The organism is Streptomyces sp. NPDC050161 (genome assembly GCF_044460025.1).
Lineage (GTDB): Bacteria > Actinomycetota > Actinomycetes > Streptomycetales > Streptomycetaceae > Streptomyces.
In genome coordinates this window covers 42362-59610 of sequence record NZ_JBITJM010000015.1, presented here as the reverse complement: position 1 = coordinate 59610, position 17249 = coordinate 42362, and the positions used below count along the sequence as shown (strand labels likewise).

The window sequence follows — 17249 nt, the reverse complement described above, 5'->3', positions numbered from 1 at the left end:
GATGACTGCTGTGGTGCGCACCGAGGATGTCCGGCGTCCGGCGATCGCGGCCCTGAGGATCCTCGCCCTCGCCGCCGCCTACTACGCGGCTGCCCGTATCGGCCTGCTGGAACAGGTGGTGATCGCGGGAGCGGTGGTCACCCCGCTCTGGCCGCCCACCGGCATCGCCCTCAGCTGCTTCCTGCTCTTCGGCCTGCGCACCTGGCCCGGCGTCGTTCTCGGCACCTTCCTCGTCATCGCCACCCTCGGCCCGCTCGACGTCGGCATCATCGGCAACCTCCTGGGCAACACGCTCGGCCCGGTGGCCGCCTTCCTGATGCTGCGCAGGGCCGGTTTCCGCGTCGAACTCGACCGGCTGCGGGACGGGGTGGCGCTGGTCGTGCTCGGCGCCTTCGCCGGCATGCTGATCAGCGCGACGCTGGGCACCGGCACGCTGCTCCTCAGCGGGAAACTGCCGGCCGGCGGGTTCTGGCCCACCTGGTCGGCGTGGTGGGCGGGCGACGCGATGGGCGTCCTGATCATCACGCCGCTGCTGCTGTCGCTGCGGGCGATCCGGCTGCCGCTGTCTCTCCCGTCGCGCTGGGCCGAGGCGTCCGCCCTGCTGCTCACCGCGGTCGTCATCTCCCTGCTCGGCACCCGCAGTTCGCTCGCCCTGCTCTTCCTCGTCTTCCCGCTGATCGTCTGGGCGGCGCTCCGCTTCCAGCTCGCCGGGGCCGCCCCGTGCGCCCTGATCATCTCCGTCCTGGCGATCACCGCGGCCACCGACCGGGTCGGCCCGTTCGCGGGGCACAGCCTCTTCTCCGTGATGGTCAACCTCCAGGCGCTGAACGCCTCGGCCGCGCTCACCGCGCTGCTGCTCGCGGCGACCGTCACGGAGCAGAACGGCATCCGCCGCAAGATCGAGGACGCCTGCCGGGAACTGGCCGAAGTGGTGGACCGCCTGGCACCCGGCGAAACCGCGCACCGCTGGCCGGCGGACGGACGGCCGAAGCGGCGGAAGGACGAGCAGCCCTGACGACGGGACCGCCGTCCGGGACGCCCCGGCACCCCGGCATGCAGCGGGGCGGGCGGCACCGGGCCACCCGCCCCGCATCCCCGCTCGCCGTCAACCACCCGGCAGCCGCGGCTCCTTACGGACGGCAGAAATCGGCGGAGGTGATCCAGCCGCCGCCGTTCTCGTCGTCGGTGCCGAGCACCCCGGTGGCCGAGCCCGGCACGCAGGCGAGTGCCTCGATCTTGTGGCCGGAGAAGGTGGCGATCCGCTCCGGCGTCGCGGGCACGTCGAGTGCGGCGTCGTGGCCGCCGGTGAACGAGACCTTTCCGGCGCGGTAGAGGGCCGAGTCGAACGGGCCGTCGTCACCCGGGTCGGACGCGGAGGAGACCGTCAGGGTGCCGTCCGCGGCGATCTTCAGGTCCGAGACGTGCCGCACGTTCTCGGTCGGGAAGGGGACGCGCAGGTCGGCGGAGTCGCGCTTGCCGAAGTCGTGGGTGTCCGGATTCCACTCGGCCGCGGTCAGCACGCCGGGGTCGTCGTCCTCGCCGCGGTCCGCCCAGACCGCGAGCAGGCGGCCGTCCACGGCGGACAGCGCGAAGCTCTCGTAGTTGCCCTTGGACGAAGTACCGGGCAGCGCGAAGGAGTCGACGACGGTGGCCGTGTCGCCGTCCCTGCGGATGCGGTACGCCGTTCCGTCGCTGGCCAGCGCCACGTACTCGTGGGTGTGACCGGGGACCGCGTCGAGCGCCTCCAGGTCGACCGGCTGCTCGCCGCTCCATGTCACCGGCCGCGCCTGCGGGGCGGCGCCGGGGCGGTAGCGCACCGCCACCAGACGGTTCTCGCCGTCCTCCTTGTTGTCGCGGACCGCGAGGGTGTCCACCGTGTCGCCCGACACGCCGTCGACGACGATGCCGCTGATGCCCGCGGTGATGCCGTCGCCGACCTGCTGCCAGCCGTCGTCCGCCGCGCGGGACACGGCGCCGGTGGACTGCGCGGGGCGCGGCGTGCCGGTCGGCGGGGTGTGGGCCTGGGCGCTGCCGGCCGCCGCCAGCAGGGCCGCACCGGCGACGGCCGTGGTGAATGCTTTCCTGATCATGGCCGGAGTGTACGGCTGGGGGCGAAGCGCGGGGAGGGGCGCGGCAGTTGAGTCCGCGGGCATTCGGGTGGACCGCCGCGCAGCGGTGCGGGAGAGGGGCGCTGTGTCAGCCGGTGTAGAGGGGCAGGTGCAGCAGCGAGGCGACGTCCGGGCGGCGTTCGCCTTCGGTGGCGACGGTCAGCACCTGCCGCACCGTGCCGCCGGCCGCCGCCACCAGATTGTGCAGCGCGGTGAGGACGCCGCCGCTGCTGATCACCTCGTCGATGAGGGCGATCCGGCGGCCCTCGACGAGCGCGGCGTCGTCCTCGCCGAGGAACAGCTCCTGCTTCTCCGGTGTGCCGGTGTTCCGGACCGGCACCCGGACCGGCCGCGTCATGTTGGGGTGCCGCCTCTTGCGGGCGATGACGTACGGGCGGCCGGTGTACCGCGAGAGTTCATGGGCGAGGAGGATGCCACCGGCCTCCGGGCCCAGGATCACCTCGGCGTCCGACGGCATCCGCCCGGCGAGCGCCTTGGCGCAGGCGACGGTCAGTTCCACATCGCCGTAGAGCTTGAGGAAGGCGATGCGGGTGTTCTCCGCGACCCGTACGACCGGCAGGTCCCGGCGGATGTCGCCGACGGAGATGGTGTGGGTGAGCGTCATGAACAGGCGTCCTTGTCCAAGGTGGCGAGCGGGAGGGCAGGGAGTGCGGCCGTACGGGAGGGGAGCCGGGCGCCGGCCGGGGTCGGGCGAGGGGGGGTGCTGCGGGGCGCGCCGGGAGAAGTCGGCGTGCGGGGGCGTGAGTTGGCGGCTACCGAAGAGGCCGACGGGGTGGCGGCGGTGCGGGCCCGGCAGGCCGTTCGCCGCCGTCCGGGCCGTGCCTCGGTGCGCGGAGCGGCCGTCCCGGACTGCCGGGCCCGGCGCTCCGCACCGTCAGCATGGTCGAGCGTGGTGATGCGGTCCCGAGAGGCCGGCGGGTGCTTCTCTGCCGGCCGGATCCATGTCTGCCGCGGTGAGCTGACCGCGCAGTGCGCCGGCGGCACGGGTGTACGCGGGGCTTTGGGCCGGGGCCACTCCGCGGAACACCGTGACGGCCGTTGCCATGGATGGCCTCCTTGCGTCAAAAGTTGCCAAATTCAGCACCCAATGTTGCGCCGAGTGATGCCGGGGTGACTGATTGAATCACAAGATCATACGTATGATGTCCGCGCAAGGGTGATGGATGTCGAATGCCTTGGTTCACCGGGTAGTTGACGCGCTGTCGGGCGGGGGACATTTCCCCCGCTCACGGCCCGCGCGGCAGGCTCGCGCCCGTTCAGTCGGCCTGCGCCGCCGCGGCCTGCGGCGCGGCCGACGACCGCTCGGCCAGCCGCGCGAGGAACGGCGTGACGAGCCCCGTGAGCGCGAGCAGGGCGGCCAGTCCCAGCCATCCGGAAGGGCCCACGTCCACGACGGCCATCACCAGCAGCGCGGGGCCCGCGACCGTGACGCCGGTGGCCCCCAGCTGGTAGATGCTCAGCTGGTAGGTGCGCTGCGCCTCGGGGGCCAGGCTGTAGGAGATACCCCAGCCGCCCGCCGACTGCCACAGCTCGCCCAGCGTGAGGGCGACGGCGGCCAGCAACAGCAGGAGTGCGGCGGCGAGTTCGTCCATGGTGCCGGTCATCGCGACCAGCAGACAGAACGCCGCGAGCGCGAGGCCCGCCGTCCGTTGCTTGCGGGCCGCGCACCCGATGGCGTCGCCGCCTCTGCTGAGCCGTACCTGGAGGAAGACCGCCATCAGTGTGTTGACGGTCAGCGCGACGCCGACCAGGGAATGCGGCGCTTGGGTGCGGGTGACGATCCACAGCGGGAACGCCACCGACAGGATCGGCATATGGGCGTAGAGGATGCCGTTCGTCAGGGACAGCAGCAGGAACGGCACGTTCTTGAACGGCAGCAGCTTGGAGCCTGGCGCCGGTTTCTCCGCCTGGTCCGCCGACCTGTGCGGCAGGCGCAGCCGTAGCAACAACAGCCCCGATACGAGGAATCCGAGCGCGTTGAAGAGGACGAAGGCGACGTAGGCGCGCGGCGAAGCCCAGGTGATCACCGCGGTCGCGGCCAGCGCGGACAGCGCGTACGCGGAGTTGCGGGCGACGGCCACCACCGCCATCGCGCCCACCATCGAATGCTCCTCGCTGGTGGTGCCGGCGACCGACTGGATGATCGGCACCGCGGCCCATTCGACGGCCCCGACCAGGCAGGCCACCACCAGGAACGTGCCGAAGCCGTGGACCAGCGGATAGACCAGGAAGGCGGCTGCCCGCCACAGTTGCAGCGCCACCAGGGTCGGGCCGTCGCCGAACCGGTCGGCGAGCCAGCCGATGGGGATCGCGCACACCAGGCCGACGAGACCCGCGACCGAGAGTCCCAGCCCCACCTGGGCGTTGGTCAGCCCGATGACCTGGGTGTAGAAGAGCGCCGAACCGGCGAGGAAGAGCCCGCGGCCCGCGGCGTCGACGAAGGCGACGAGGAGGAAGGTGCGGGCCGCCCGCCCCTGGGGGATGTTCCGGGCGGCCCCTCGTGCCCACGCGAGCGGCCCGCGCCCCGGCGGGAGCGGCCGGCCGGCCGGCGGTGATTCCTCGTCGTGCAGGTCCACTGTGCGGTTTCTGCCTTTCCTGGCGGCGGAAGAGGGGATGCGGGGAAGGTACCTGTGTGGCGGGTGTTCACGCCCGCGCGTCGTGTTTCGCGGCGGCGAGGCGTGCGAAGTAGGCGGTGGTGACGGCCATGACCGCGTGTCCCGTCATCCCGCCGACGTCGTGGGCCGGCGCGAACTCCACGATGTCGTAGCCGATCACCGGCTCGGGCAACTCCTCCAGCAGACCGAGCAGTTCACCGGTGCCGAAGCCGCCGGCCACCGGTGTGCCGGTGCCGGGCACGCAGGACGCGTCGAGCACGTCGATGTCGAGCGTCGCGTAGAAGTGGCCGACCCGCGCCGCGATCTCGGCCAGGTGGCGGCGGTAGGCGTCCCGTGCCCGCTGCGGGTCAGCGGCGAAGTGCGCGGCCCGTACCTCCCGGATGCCCTTCTTCTCGATGTAGCCGGCCTCGCCATCGTCGTACGCGCGGGTGCCGACGAGCAGCACGTTCTCCGGGGCGACCACGCCGTCCTCGATGATCCGGCGCAGCGGGGAGCCGTGCGAGACGGTGGAGCCCTGGTAGCCGTCCAGCACGTCCGGATGCGCGTCGAACCAGACGAGTCCGAGCTGCCGCCCGGCCCCGGCGGCCGAGACGATGGGGTAGGTGACCGAATGGTCGCCGCCGTAGGTCAGGACCGGCACGGTGGTGTCGCGGAACACCTCGCCGTAGACCTCCCGGATGTGGGCGACGGACCGGGGCAGGTCGAACCGCCAGGTGGGGACGTCGCCCAGGTCACGCAGCCGGACTCCGGACGCGTCCCGCCCGTGCCGGTCGGTGGTCTTGACGCGGCGGGACAGCTCCCGGACGCGGGCGGGCCCCAGCGAGGCGCCGCCCGCCCCGCCCGCGCCGCCTTCGAAGGGCACCCCGATGACGACGGCGTCGGGCGACGCGGTCGCGTCGGGGGGCAGGGCGAGCCCGTTCCAGAGGCCCGCGTCCGCCGCCACTGTCAGATCCATCGATGGCCTCCTGGTGAACCGAAGGGGTGGGAAGGAATGCGAGGGAATCGGGGAACGGGAGGGATTGCGGCGATATCCCCTAAGGGAGCGCCTGGACGGTGAAGTCGAAGCGTTCGTTCTCCTTGATGCGGCGCACGATGTCGGCCATGGGCGTCACCACGGCACAGTAGGAAGCCAGCCATTCCAGCGCGCGGTCGCGGTCCGCGTCGCGTGTGGAGACGACACCGTCGGTGGGCACCACGACGTTGTAGCCGCGGAAATGCGCGTCGGCCGCCGTTGTCTGGATGCACACCTGCGCCTGCATGCCCGTGATGATCACGGTGTCGATGTCGTGTTCCTGGAGAAAATCATGGAGACCGGTCTCGAAGAAGCCGCTGTCCTTCTTCTTCTCCATGACGATGTCGGACGGCTCGACGAACTCCGGAAGCAATGCGGCGCCCGGCGTGCCGCGCAGCACCGGAATCCGGCCGTCGTGGAGTTCGATCTTCTTGTCGCCCTCGTCGTAGATCAATTGAAGATGGATCACCGTGACACCCTGGTCCCGCATCTGTGCGAGGAATTCCCGGAACGCCGGTGTCATCAGCTCCACATTGGCCTTGCGCTGCTCGTTCTTGTCGACCAGATCGCGCTGGAGATCGTTGGTCAGAATCGCGTATCGAGGCATGCGTCGTCCCTGGATCGGGAGTTGGGGTGTGCCGAGACGTGGCCTCGGACGGCACGAGCGTAGTCATACGCATGATGCGCGGCAATGGTGGATCAATGGCTGGTTCAGGACAGTCTTGATACGGCCAGGAGTTGACATCTGACGCTCCTCTTGTCGGTGCGTCATGCGTATGACTAATCTGCCACGCGGTGGCCGGACTGCCGGGGCGGAAAGCCCCGTTGACAGCCGCCCCTTCGACACCGTACGAGAAAAGAGGCACGCCATGACCGAGCGCCTTTCCGTGCAGATCGACGAGAGGAACGACGCCTTCACCAATGCGGTGAAGGAGCAGCTGCTGAAGGATCTTCCGCAGGTCGGCACGGAGTCACTGGAGTGGCTGGTGCGGGAGCACTATCAGTTCTCCTTCGCGAACAAGACCCTCCTCCAGAAGGCCGTCGACTGCACCAAGAAGCTGGCCGACAAAGGGGTTTCGACGGAACTCCAGCGCAATGTCGACGAGGAGGACGGCCACGCCCCGATGTACAAGAAGGGCATGCTGGAAGCCGGTACCGACATGGACGAGCGGGTGGAGTTCGCGCCCACCACCCGCTTCCTCGCCGACGTCGACGCGCTGTGCGCCCCCGACCCCTCGCGCGCCCTCGGTTCGCTGTACGCGACCGAGACCGCGGCCATCTTCGAGCACGAGGTCTTCTACGAGATCTGCAAGGAGATCTGCGACCGCCGCGGCTTCACCTACGACGGCAGCCTGATCAAGCGCTTCCACGACATCCACCTGGAGGACGGCATCGAACAGGGCCACAAGGACGGCCTCGCCGCCTTCGTCGACCTCGGCCCCGACGCCGCCGACGGGGACGGCGACCCGATCGACATGGCCGAGGTCCGCAAGGGCGCCATGGACGCCATCGAGATCATGCGGGTGTGGTGGGACGCCCTCCTGGAGAAGACGCTCCGCGGCCCCGGTGTCACGGCTGCCTGACCGGTCCCGGCGGCTTCCCGCGGACTTCCGTGGCCACCCACGGACTTCCGCCCTCTCTTGAGTCTTCGCGTTCCCCCACGAAAGGCTGGCGCGTGACGAAGACAGTTGTCCTGGACCACGGAGCCGGTGGCGGGATGAGCCAGGAGCTCATCTCGGGCACCATCGCCTCGATCCTCGGCGATACCTACATCGGTGAGATGGAGGACAGCGCGCTGCTGGAACTGCCCGGCCGCCGGATCGCCATGACCACCGACTCGTTCGTGGTCGATCCGGTGTTCTTCGGCAACGGCGACATCGGAAAGATCGCCGTCGCCGGCACCGTCAACGACCTCGCCGTCAGCGGCGCCAGGCCGCTCTACCTCACCCTCGCCGTCGTCCTGGAGGAAGGCTTCGCGCTGGCGGACTTCCGGCGGATCCTGCACTCCGTCAGGGACACCGCGGAGGCGGCCGGCGTACGGATCGTCGCGGGCGACACCAAGGTCGTACGGCGCGGCGAGGCCGACGGGATCTTTCTCAACACCACCGGCATCGGCGTGCTGGAGCGCGCCACGGGGCTCTCCAGCCGCGCGCTGCGCACCGGCGACCAGGTCATCGTGACGGGCTACCTGGGCGATCACAGCATCCACATCCTCTCGCTGCGCGAGGGCCTGGGCTTCGAGCAGCGGGTGTTCAGCGACTGCGCGGTGCTCAACCACGTCATCGCCGACGTCCTGGACGCCTGCGGCGACGGCGTCCGGTGCATCAGGGACGTGACCCGCGGCGGCCTGGGCACCGTCGTCAACGAGTTCGCCCAGGCGTCAGGCGTGGCGATCGGCCTCACCCAGCAGGCGCTGCCGGTGCGTCCTGAGACCGCGATGGCCGCCGACATGCTGGGTGTCGACGTCATGTACCTCGCCAACGAGGGCAACCTCTGCCTGGTCGTCGCGCCCGACCGGACCGACGCCGCACTCAACGCCCTGCACGCGCACGGCACCTGTGCCGCCGCAGCCGTCGTCGGGAGCGTCGTCGAAGGACCGCCGGGAGAGGTGCGGATGACCGGAGCCGACGGCCGCGAGGCCACCGTGGAACTGCTCTACGGCGCCCAGCTGCCGAGGCTCTGCTGATGGATGCGGTCCGCCGCACCCTGCGCGTCACCGGCTTCGTCCAGGGCGTCGGCTTCCGGCCGTTCGTCCACCGCCTGGCCACCCAGCACCTGCTGGGCGGCTGGGTGCTCAACGACGCCCGGGGCGTCACCCTCTGCGTCGAGGGCCCGCGCGCCGCAGCCGACGCCTTCGGCCGCGACCTGCGCGAGCGGCTGCCCGGACTCGCCCGCATCGACACCTGCGAGGTCGTCGCCGAGGAAGCGGTGCGGGACTGGACGACCACCTTCGCCATCCGCCGCAGCCGCTCCGACGGCGGGGCCGGCGTCCTGATCACCCCCGACAGCTACGTCTGCACCGACTGCGTCGCCGAACTCTTCGACCCCGGCGACCGCCGCCACCGCTACCCGCTCATCAACTGCACCAACTGCGGCCCCCGTTACAGCATCATCACCGCGGTGCCCTACGACCGCCCGCAGACCACCATGGCCGACTTCGTCATGTGCCCCGCCTGCCGCAAGGAGTACGAATCGGCCGCCGACCGCCGCTTCCACGCCCAGCCCAACGCCTGCTGGGACTGCGGCCCGCGGGTGCGGCTGCTCGCGCCCGACGGCGCCGAACACCCCGCGCCCGACCCCGTCGACGCCGCCGCCGCACTGCTGCGCGGCGGCCACATCCTCGCGGTCAAGGCGCTCGGCGGCTACCAGCTGATGGCCGACCCGCACCACGCCGACGCCGTCGCCGCACTCCGCGCCCGCAAGGAACGCAGCGCCAAACCCTTCGCCCTGCTGGCCGCCGACAGCGAGACCGTCGCCCGCTACGCACACCTCGACACCCACGAGACCCGGCTGCTGGAATCCCCGGGACGCCCCATCGTCCTGCTCCGCGCCCGAGCCGGCAGCGGCCTGTCCCCGCAGATCGCCCCCGGCTCCCCGACCCTGGGCTTCATGCTGCCGACCACCCCGCTCCAGCACCTCCTGCTGGCCGGCACGTCCGGCGTCCTCATCGCCACCAGCGGCAACGCCCCCGACGAGCCGATGGCACGCACCGAGGACGAGGCCCTGGACACCCTCCAGGGCCTTGCCGACCACTTCCTGGTGCACAACCGCGCGATCCACCTGCGGATCGACGACTCCATCGCCCGCATCGTGCACAGCGCAGGCGAGCCCAAGGTGACCTTTCTGCGCCGCGCCCGCGGCTACGTCCCCGACCCGGTGCCCGCCCCGTTCGAGATCCCGCCGGTCCTCGCCGTCGGCGGCGAGCTGAAGAACACCGTCTGCGTCGGCTCCGGCACCTCCCTCTACGTCGGCCAGCACATCGGCGACCTCAAGACCACCGGCAACCAGCGGTTCTTCGCGGAGACCATCGACCATCTCCGCGGCGTGTTCGGGGTGACCCCGCGCTACGTCGCCCACGACCTGCACCCCGACTTCCACTCCACCCGCTACGCCCGCGCCTGCCGGGACATGGAACCGGTCGCCGTCCAGCACCACCACGCCCACATGGCCTCCTGCATGGCCGACAACGGCCTCGACCGCCCGGTCATCGGCGTGATCTTCGACGGCACCGGCTACGGCACGGACGGCACCATCTGGGGCGGCGAATTCCTCGTCGGCGACTACCGCGGCTTCGAGCGCGCCGGACACCTGGCCCGCTTCCGCCTGCCCGGCGGCGACAAGGCCGTCCGCGAACCGGCCCGCGTGGCGATTGCGCTGCTCACCCAGCACTTCGGCCCGGACGCCGCCTCCCTCCCGCTCGACCTGCTGCGGCACCGAGACCCCTTCGAGGTCGGCGTCCTGATGAAGATGACCACCCGCGGCATCAACGCCCCGCAGACCTCCAGCATGGGCCGCCTCTTCGACGCGTACTCCGCGCTGCTCGGCGTCTGCGAGGAGTCCGGCTACGAGGGCCAGGCCGCCGTCGAACTGGAGGCGCAGATCGCCTGGGACCACACCCCGGCCGCACCCTGGCCGCTGCGGCTGACCGAGGACGAGGGGCGTCTGGTGGTCGACCACCGGCCGTGGCTGGCCGCGCTGCTCGACGGAATCCTGGAACACCGCGCCACCACGGCCGAGTTGAGCCGGGCCTTCCATGAGAGTGTGGTGCACGCCGTGGTCGAGGTCTGTCTGCGGCTGTCGCGCACCCACGGGCTGCGCGATGTCGCTCTCAGCGGCGGGGTGTTCCTCAACCAGCATCTGCTGGTGCGTACGGAAGCGGAGCTGACCACCGCCGGTCTGCGGGTGCACACCCACCGGCGGATCCCCACCAACGACGGCGGCCTGTCGGTGGGACAGGCGATGGTCGCCGCGGCGCTGGCCACGGCGCAGGAGACGGCGAGCTGACGAGGCGGTCATGGACGCACCACGGGTACGGGAGTTGCTGGACTCCGTCGTCGGGCAGATCCGGAAGTACGTGCCCGACATGGCGCCCTACTTCGAGGACGGCAGGCCGCTGGGGGAGTACGCAGGCACCCTGCACCCCACCGCCCCGGCCGCCCCGGAGCACACCGCGCGCCAGGAACTGGTCGCCCGCGCCACCCGGCGGGTCCTGGCACGCGCCTTCGGCCCCCGGGGCCCCGGATCCACCGTCACCGCACAGCAGTTGCGCGCGGTGAACATCGTCGACCACCACCAGCTCCTCAACCACCCGCTGCTGCTGGGCACCAACATCATCGCCAACGCCTCCCGCCTCCTGGACGGCCGTCAGGGCGCGCCGATCGTCACCCTCTCGTGCAGCAACGTCGGCCCCGGCAACCACTACATGCGCGGCGGCTTCCGGTTCCGCGGCCGGGACGTCCCGTACTTCGCGGCGAAGGAACACCGGGACGTCATGTACCACGTACCCGCCCGCCCCTTCGACTTCGTGGAACGGCAGCGCGCCCTCAAGCGCTGGTCCGCCCACACCCCGGCCGACCAGGACTTCCTCCAGGAGTACCAGGACCTCCTGAACGGACTCGACCACTCCCGCACCCGCGCCCACCGCGACCAGCTCGCGGTCGCCGTGCACGGCACCTGGCCGCGGCTCTTCGCCCCGCCGCTGCGCGAGGGCGTCCCGCACCTGCTGTACGCCAACGCCGAGGACGTGGCACGGGAATCCCTCATCGAGCTGCTGGCGGGCGAGAGCGCCCTGGCCGACGCGCTGTTCGAGCCCACGCTGCGCGGCCACGTCCTGGACACCTTCCGGGGCGTCGTCGTCGCCTGGGACGAGGCGGCGGGCAAGGGCACCCACTTCTTCTGGCGCACCCACCCGCACCGCCCGGGGCTGCTGCGCCTGTACGTCCGGGGGAGGTCCCTGGTCCCCGCCGACCCCCGCTTCGCGCACCTGGGCATCGAGCTGACCCGGGACGCCGTCCGCGAGGCCCTGGCCCGCGAGGAGATCATCCCGTCCGTCGCGCTGTGGGTGAGCCTGCTGCTCTTCGCCGGCATCAAGCCCCTGGTCGGTCCCGGATCGCTCGTCTACACCAGCCGCCTCCGGCAGGGCTGGTCGGCGCTCTTCGAGGACCACGGGTTCCCGGACGAGGCCCGCCTGATGGCAGGCGCCGACATCAGCGGCATGATCGCCGGCACCCCGGTCTTCTTCGCACGCGCCGGATCCGCACTCACCACGCTCTACGCCGCCGACGTCATCCGCGGCGGCGGGGTCGACGAGAGCTACCTGGCCGCGGTGTTGCGCACGCCGCTCCACGACGTCCTGGCGGTGGGGGCGAGCGGCGTCCACGACCTGTTCTCCCACTCGTACATCCCCAAGGACCGGCAGCTCACCGAGCGCGTCGGCTTCGACGAGGCCGCGAGCGTCATCCACGGCTGGGTCTGAGGGGAGGCCCTCCGGAAGCGGCCCGCCCCGGTGCGGTCAGCCGCGCGGCGCCGGGCCGATGGAATCCCGCTGCCGGAACGTGACCGGCAGTGAGACACCCTCCGGCATCCGGCCGCCGCGCAGTTCCACCAGGGCGCGCATGCCCTGCCCGCCCAGCTCCTCCAGGGGAAGGCGCACGCTGGTCAGGGGTGGCGTGGTCGGCGGGGTGGACGGCGTGTCGTTGAAGCCGATCACCGACAGGTCGGCGCCGACGGTCAGGCCGAGGCTCGCCGCCGCGGCGTAGACACCCGTCGCCATGTTGTCGTCGTCGCAGATCATCGCGGTGGGACGGTCCGCCGCGGCGAGCACCGGGAGCACCCGCTCGCGCACCTCGGCGGGCGGCAGCGCACTGGGCACCCGCAGCGCCGCGGCCTGCGGGGCGGCCCGCATGCTCCGGTCGAAGACCTCGGCGCGCCTGCGGAAGGTCCACGCGCGCCGGTCGGCCCGTATGTGGGCGATCCGCCGGTGGCCGAGCGCCAGCAGCCGGGACACCGCCGTGGCCATGCCGGTGCCGACGTCCATGGTGACGGTGGGGGTGCCGGTCACCGGTGCGTCGTCCAGGACGACGAGCGGCACACCCGCGCTGAGGTCGCCGACGTTGTCGGCGGACAGCGAGCAGGCGATGACGCCGTCGAGTGCCTGCTGCGGGGCGGAGAACGGGCTGGCGCCGTCCTCGGCGCCGAGCGGGAAGACCACCACGCCGAGGCCGTGTCCCGCGCCCACCCGGGCCGCGCCCGCGTGGACGGCGGCGAAGGCGCTGTTGGTCAGCGTGGGCACCACGAGCAGAACCGTTCCGCTGGTGCCGAGACGCAGGTGGCGGGCGGACTGGTTGATGCGGTAGCCGAGCCGGCGCGCGGTTTCGGTGACCCTGCGGGCGGTCCGCTCGCTGATGCGGCCCGCCGACTTGCCGTTCAGAACGAGGGAGACCGTCGACTGGGATACACCGGCGACACGTGCGACGTCGGTCGCCGTGGTGGCGCGAAAGGGGTCAACTGTAGTCATTCCGGGATCTTTTTGGTGGGTGGTGCCGCGTTCAACGATCTCTTCTATCGCACAATCGCGGGGCGTGGGAGGGGAGTGTGCAAAGTGAGACCAAGCGGTTGGTGGCACCGGCCCCCGAACGGGAGGGCGCTGGCGCGAGGCGCCGACGGTGATGCCGGATGCGGGCCGCGCGCAATATGCGGCGAGAGGCCATGAGCTGCGCCGCATTCCGACCGGCGTGCCGGGCCGTGCCGTCCAGGCGTCGAGTGGTGAGTCAAGTGCCCCTGCCTGTAGTCGAGTTGAGGGTGTTCGCACTGGCCAGGGTGGCGGCCGGGCGCGGGCTCGGCGATTATCCGCCGTGCCGTCCAGGGCGGCGGCCGGTCGCACATCTGCGTAACAGGATGATCGCTTTCCGTATTTTTCTTTCGGGCTGCGTTGCACGTTCGCCCACCTCCTTCCGAAATCCTGCCCGTTGAGGACAGCACGTCCTCCGGCGCCCGCCGCGGACGCGGCAGCGCCGCCCACCGGAAGGAGGACAGAAACGTGACTCTCCACGACGCTCTCGCCTCACTGGCACCGATCACGACGAATTCGGCCGCGTCCCGCACCCCGACCCCTGCCTGGCCGACCGGATCGGAGAGCTGGCCGACGCGCTGTGACCCGGGGCGGGGAACCGCCCGCCCCCTCTCCGACAGCTCCCCACCAGCGGAAATCTCCGCGCCGCTGCGGCCGGGCCGATGGCATGCTGGGCCCGTGAAAGGACCCGACATCCCCTTCAGCTTCGCCCCCGCACTGCACCTCTTCCTCGCGGCGGGCCGCAGCGCCGACCGCACCCTCGTGACGACCGACGGAACGTCCACGCTCGGCCACGTCGTCGAGTCGCTCGGCGTACCCCTCACGGAAGTCGGACGGCTGCTCGTGGACGGCACGGAGGTACCCGTCTCGCACGTGCCGCAGGACGGCGAGAGCGTCACGGTGCAGGCCGTCGCCAGGCCCCAGCAGGTCCCCGGCGCCCCGCTGCGCTTCCTGCTCGACGTCCATCTCGGCACCCTCGCCCGGCGGTTGCGGCTGCTCGGCGTGGATGCCGCTTACACCAACGAGGACCCGGGCGACGCCGCACTCGCGAAGCAGTCGGCGCGGCAGCGCCGGGTCCTGCTCTCCCGGGACCGCGGGCTGCTCCAGCGGCGGGAGCTGTGGGCCGGCGCGTACGTCTACAGCGACCGCCCCGAGGAGCAACTCCGGGACGTCATCGGCCGGTTCGCGCCCGTACTCGCCCCCTGGACCCGCTGCACCGCCTGCAACGGCCCGCTCGCGGACGCCGACAAGGACACGGTCGTAGAGCAGCTCCAGGGCGGCACCCAGCGCACATACGACGTCTTCGCCCGGTGCACGGCCTGCGGACGCGTCTACTGGCGGGGCGCCCACCACAGCCGGCTGGAGGCGATCGTCGAGGAAGCGCTGCGGTACGGAGACAGCTGAGGCCGGTACCTCAGGGCGCTTCTGACGGATCTCCGCGGTGTCACGAAGCGCTCTGGCACGGGGTCAGGTGCCGGTCGAAGAACGTCCGTACGTGCCGCCGGACCGTGGGCACCGATTCCCGCGGCGGGAGCGCGCCGACCAGCGCGGTCCGCCGGGCCGTGGACATCAGCCCGGCGGCGTGGAGTTGCGGCGCGAGGGCGGCGTAGTCGGTGAAGACCCAGTGCGCGGCATTGCCGATCAGCCCTCGTTCGGTGCGGCCTCCCGGCCGGGAGAGCATCGCCGACCAGGAACGTGCCAGCTCCGCCCGCCCGGCGAAACCCTCGGACCCGAGCAGCAGCAACGGGCGGTCCACTCCGTGGCGGGCGACGGGGAACAACTCGCCTTCCTCGCCCGGCGCCTGCGGCGGATGGTCGAGGAAGCCCTCCAGGTTGACCGCGGCGCCGATCCTGCGGTCCTCGTACAGCGCCTCGGCGACCGCGGTGCCACCGGCCGAATGCCCGTACCCGCCCACCCGCCGCAGGTCCAGCGCACGCCCCAGACCCGCGGGCAGTGTGCGGCCGTCCGCGTCCGGATTCCGTCCGGCCGCCAGGAGTCCGAGCTGGTCGATGACGAACCGGAGGTCCGCGATCCGGGTGCCGACCAGGATGCGGAACTGCCCCGGATCCGACCGGGGATCGCCCCGCAACACGGTCGGGCGGACCTTGCCCCGCTCCGCCGTCCCGGAGGGGAAGTCGACCTCACTGGCGTCCCCGGGATGGTCGACGGTGACCACCACGTACCCGTGGCTCGCCAGCTCCTCGGCGACCCCGGTGCCGACCGTGCGCGGATCCCCGCCCCCGGGGCTGTACAGCAGGACCGGCCGCCGCACCGGCTGCGCGGGCGCGCCCGGGTGCGCGTGCGTCAGCGTCGCCGCCCAGTCCACCCCGCTCTTGGGCAGCTCCGGGTGCACAGCGGTGTCGATCCGTGCGAACCACGGGGCGGCGTCCGCGGTCAACTGCGGTGCGCGCGGGCGGCCGTGGACGGTACGGGCCGGGTAGCAGACCGTCACCATCACCTCGCGGACGCTGATGCCGTCCTCCCACGGGTCGCGCCGGGAGCGGTCGACGAGGTGCAGCGCGACGGACCCGACCGGGTGCGGACCGGTGGGCGCGGGCAGCCGCAGGATCAGGCCGCCGACTGCCGCCGCCCGCCGGGCGCGACGGCCCGCGGCATCCGCCCGCGCACCGTCCGCACCACCCGTGACCAGCAACGCCGCGGCTGTGACCGCCGACGCGGCGACCGTACGGCGGCCCACCCCACCGCCCCGCGCCCCTCGCTCAGGCGCCGCCTCCCGGCCCTGCCGTCCCCTGTTGTCGCGCGCTGTGTTCCGCATGGTTCTCCTCCGATGCGTGAGCGGTGTGCTGCTTCCGGCGGCCCCTCATGGGGGTGCAGGGGCCCGACCTGCATGCTGGTGCCGGACCGGTGGCCCGAGCGAGGATTCAGGGCCTGGCCGAAACGATGGCGCAGCGTCACCAGGGGGAGTAGTGATCCGGATCCACGTCACGGCGGCCGATGTCGCGCGGGTCAGGTTCGCGCCCCGCCCGGCCCCGTTGCAGGAGTTGAACGTCGCCCTCGCGATGATGGTCCGCCGCGACGACGAACTGCTCTTCGGGCGCTGGCGCCGGCGGCTGCTCAGATCCCTGCCGGCCGCCGTCCTGCCGCTGCGGGACCTGGTACCCGGGCAGGAGGCGCCCGCCTTCATCGACATCTTCGACGACCGTCTCGGCGACGGCCTCGACTCCGTCAGGGCCGCCGACCCGGCCTGGGTACGCGCCGAGATCGAACGGGTCCACGCCGCGCACCCGGCCCCGCCGCCGCTCTGGATCCGCGACCTGCACCGGGGCGACCGCGGCGCCTTCCAGCTGCTCCGCCGCGCCCAGCACGCGGCTTTCGAGACGGCGGTGCGGCCCGTCTGGCCGCAGGTCCAGGACCTGCACCACGCGGAGTTCACCCGCCACGCCCTGGCAGTCGCCGAGCACGGCATCGAGGCCGCCGTCGCCGCACTGCTGCCCGGTGCCCGGCTGCACGCCGACGTGTGGGAGTGCGACGGGCCCGACCGCGACGTCAGGCCGGCGGGCCGCGGCCTGGTGCTGATGCCCACCTTCCACTGGCGGGGCCACCCCCTCGTCTCCGACCTGCCGGGCAGCCCGCCGGTCGTCACGTACCCGGCAGGTCCGGGACTGCCGCTGCCGCTCACGGGGGCGGGCGGCGCGGACGAGGCGCTGGCCGGGGTGCTCGGGCGGACCCGCGCCGACATCCTGCTGCTGCTCGCGGACGAGCACAGCACCGGCGGCCTCGCCCGGCGGCTGCGCGTCAGCAACGCCACCGCGTCGGCCCACACCGCCGCCCTGCGCGGCGCCGGCCTGATCAGCACGGTCCGCGCCGGGCGCTCGGTGCTGCACCGGCGCACCGCGCTCGGCAGCCTGCTGGTCAGGGACGGCACGGCGCGGGGCACCGGCCGGTAGCCGCCCCGTGTGCCG

Annotated in this window: 14 protein-coding genes; 7 read left to right on the top strand and 7 right to left on the bottom strand. The window is 72.2% G+C overall.

Annotated features, from left to right (window positions below; genetic code table 11):
- The first annotated feature begins 10 nt into the window (after positions 1 to 10).
- The gene (locus tag ACIBK8_RS23765) at positions 11 to 1015 is read left to right on the top strand and encodes an MASE1 domain-containing protein (protein WP_399043971.1); all 1005 of its coding nucleotides are present in this window, start codon (positions 11 to 13) and stop codon (positions 1013 to 1015) included.
- Between the two features lie 115 nt (positions 1016 to 1130).
- Here ACIBK8_RS23765 and ACIBK8_RS23760 read toward each other — a convergent pair whose 3' ends face one another.
- From ACIBK8_RS23760 to ACIBK8_RS23740, 5 genes are all read right to left on the bottom strand, one after another.
- Positions 1131 to 2090, bottom strand: coding sequence for a hypothetical protein (locus ACIBK8_RS23760; RefSeq protein ID WP_399043828.1), 960 nt, complete (start codon positions 2088 to 2090; stop codon positions 1131 to 1133).
- A gap of 106 nt (positions 2091 to 2196) precedes the next feature.
- Positions 2197 to 2733, bottom strand: a complete 537-nt coding sequence (locus ACIBK8_RS23755; protein WP_399043827.1) for a phosphoribosyltransferase family protein — start codon at positions 2731 to 2733, stop codon at positions 2197 to 2199.
- 652 nt (positions 2734 to 3385) lie between these two features.
- Complete coding sequence (locus ACIBK8_RS23750; protein ID WP_399043826.1) at positions 3386 to 4705, bottom strand: MFS transporter; 1320 nt, start codon at positions 4703 to 4705, stop codon at positions 3386 to 3388.
- Positions 4706 to 4772: 67 nt separating this feature from the next.
- A complete protein-coding gene (locus tag ACIBK8_RS23745) occupies positions 4773 to 5699 on the bottom strand; it encodes an arginase family protein (protein ID WP_399043824.1) in 927 nt (308 codons plus the stop codon).
- A gap of 79 nt (positions 5700 to 5778) precedes the next feature.
- The gene (locus ACIBK8_RS23740) at positions 5779 to 6363 is read right to left on the bottom strand and encodes a cysteine hydrolase family protein (protein WP_399043823.1); all 585 of its coding nucleotides are present in this window, start codon (positions 6361 to 6363) and stop codon (positions 5779 to 5781) included.
- A gap of 262 nt (positions 6364 to 6625) precedes the next feature.
- Between ACIBK8_RS23740 and ACIBK8_RS23735 the strand changes: the two genes are divergently transcribed.
- From ACIBK8_RS23735 to ACIBK8_RS23720, 4 genes are all read left to right on the top strand, one after another.
- Positions 6626 to 7339 (top strand): hypothetical protein, encoded by a 714-nt coding sequence (locus ACIBK8_RS23735; protein ID WP_399043821.1) that lies wholly within the window; start codon positions 6626 to 6628, stop codon positions 7337 to 7339.
- 92 nt (positions 7340 to 7431) lie between these two features.
- Positions 7432 to 8442: a hydrogenase expression/formation protein HypE gene (gene hypE / locus ACIBK8_RS23730; protein ID WP_399043820.1), complete on the top strand. Its 1011-nt coding sequence runs from the start codon at positions 7432 to 7434 to the stop codon at positions 8440 to 8442.
- Positions 8442 to 10760, top strand: coding sequence for a carbamoyltransferase HypF (gene hypF / locus ACIBK8_RS23725; protein WP_399043819.1), 2319 nt, complete (start codon positions 8442 to 8444; stop codon positions 10758 to 10760). Before hypE ends, hypF begins: the two co-directional genes overlap by 1 nt.
- Before the next feature lie 10 nt (positions 10761 to 10770).
- The gene (locus ACIBK8_RS23720) at positions 10771 to 12231 is read left to right on the top strand and encodes a hypothetical protein (RefSeq protein ID WP_399043817.1); all 1461 of its coding nucleotides are present in this window, start codon (positions 10771 to 10773) and stop codon (positions 12229 to 12231) included.
- 36 nt (positions 12232 to 12267) lie between these two features.
- Here the strand turns inward: ACIBK8_RS23720 and ACIBK8_RS23715 are convergent, their stop codons facing one another.
- Positions 12268 to 13272: a LacI family DNA-binding transcriptional regulator gene (locus ACIBK8_RS23715; RefSeq protein WP_399043816.1), complete on the bottom strand. Its 1005-nt coding sequence runs from the start codon at positions 13270 to 13272 to the stop codon at positions 12268 to 12270.
- Positions 13273 to 14004: 732 nt separating this feature from the next.
- On the opposite strand from ACIBK8_RS23715, the gene ACIBK8_RS23710 reads away from it, so the two are divergent.
- On the top strand, positions 14005 to 14730 hold the full coding sequence (locus tag ACIBK8_RS23710; RefSeq protein ID WP_399043815.1) for a Mut7-C RNAse domain-containing protein: 726 nt from the start codon (positions 14005 to 14007) through the stop codon (positions 14728 to 14730).
- 40 nt (positions 14731 to 14770) lie between these two features.
- Here the strand turns inward: ACIBK8_RS23710 and ACIBK8_RS23705 are convergent, their stop codons facing one another.
- Positions 14771 to 16102 carry an alpha/beta hydrolase gene (locus tag ACIBK8_RS23705; protein WP_399043813.1) on the bottom strand — a complete coding sequence of 444 codons (1332 nt, stop codon included), beginning with the start codon at positions 16100 to 16102 and terminating at the stop codon, positions 14771 to 14773.
- A gap of 151 nt (positions 16103 to 16253) precedes the next feature.
- Between ACIBK8_RS23705 and ACIBK8_RS23700 the strand changes: the two genes are divergently transcribed.
- Positions 16254 to 17234 carry an ArsR/SmtB family transcription factor gene (locus tag ACIBK8_RS23700; RefSeq protein WP_399043811.1) on the top strand — a complete coding sequence of 327 codons (981 nt, stop codon included), beginning with the start codon at positions 16254 to 16256 and terminating at the stop codon, positions 17232 to 17234.
- Positions 17235 to 17249: the final 15 nt, after the last annotated feature.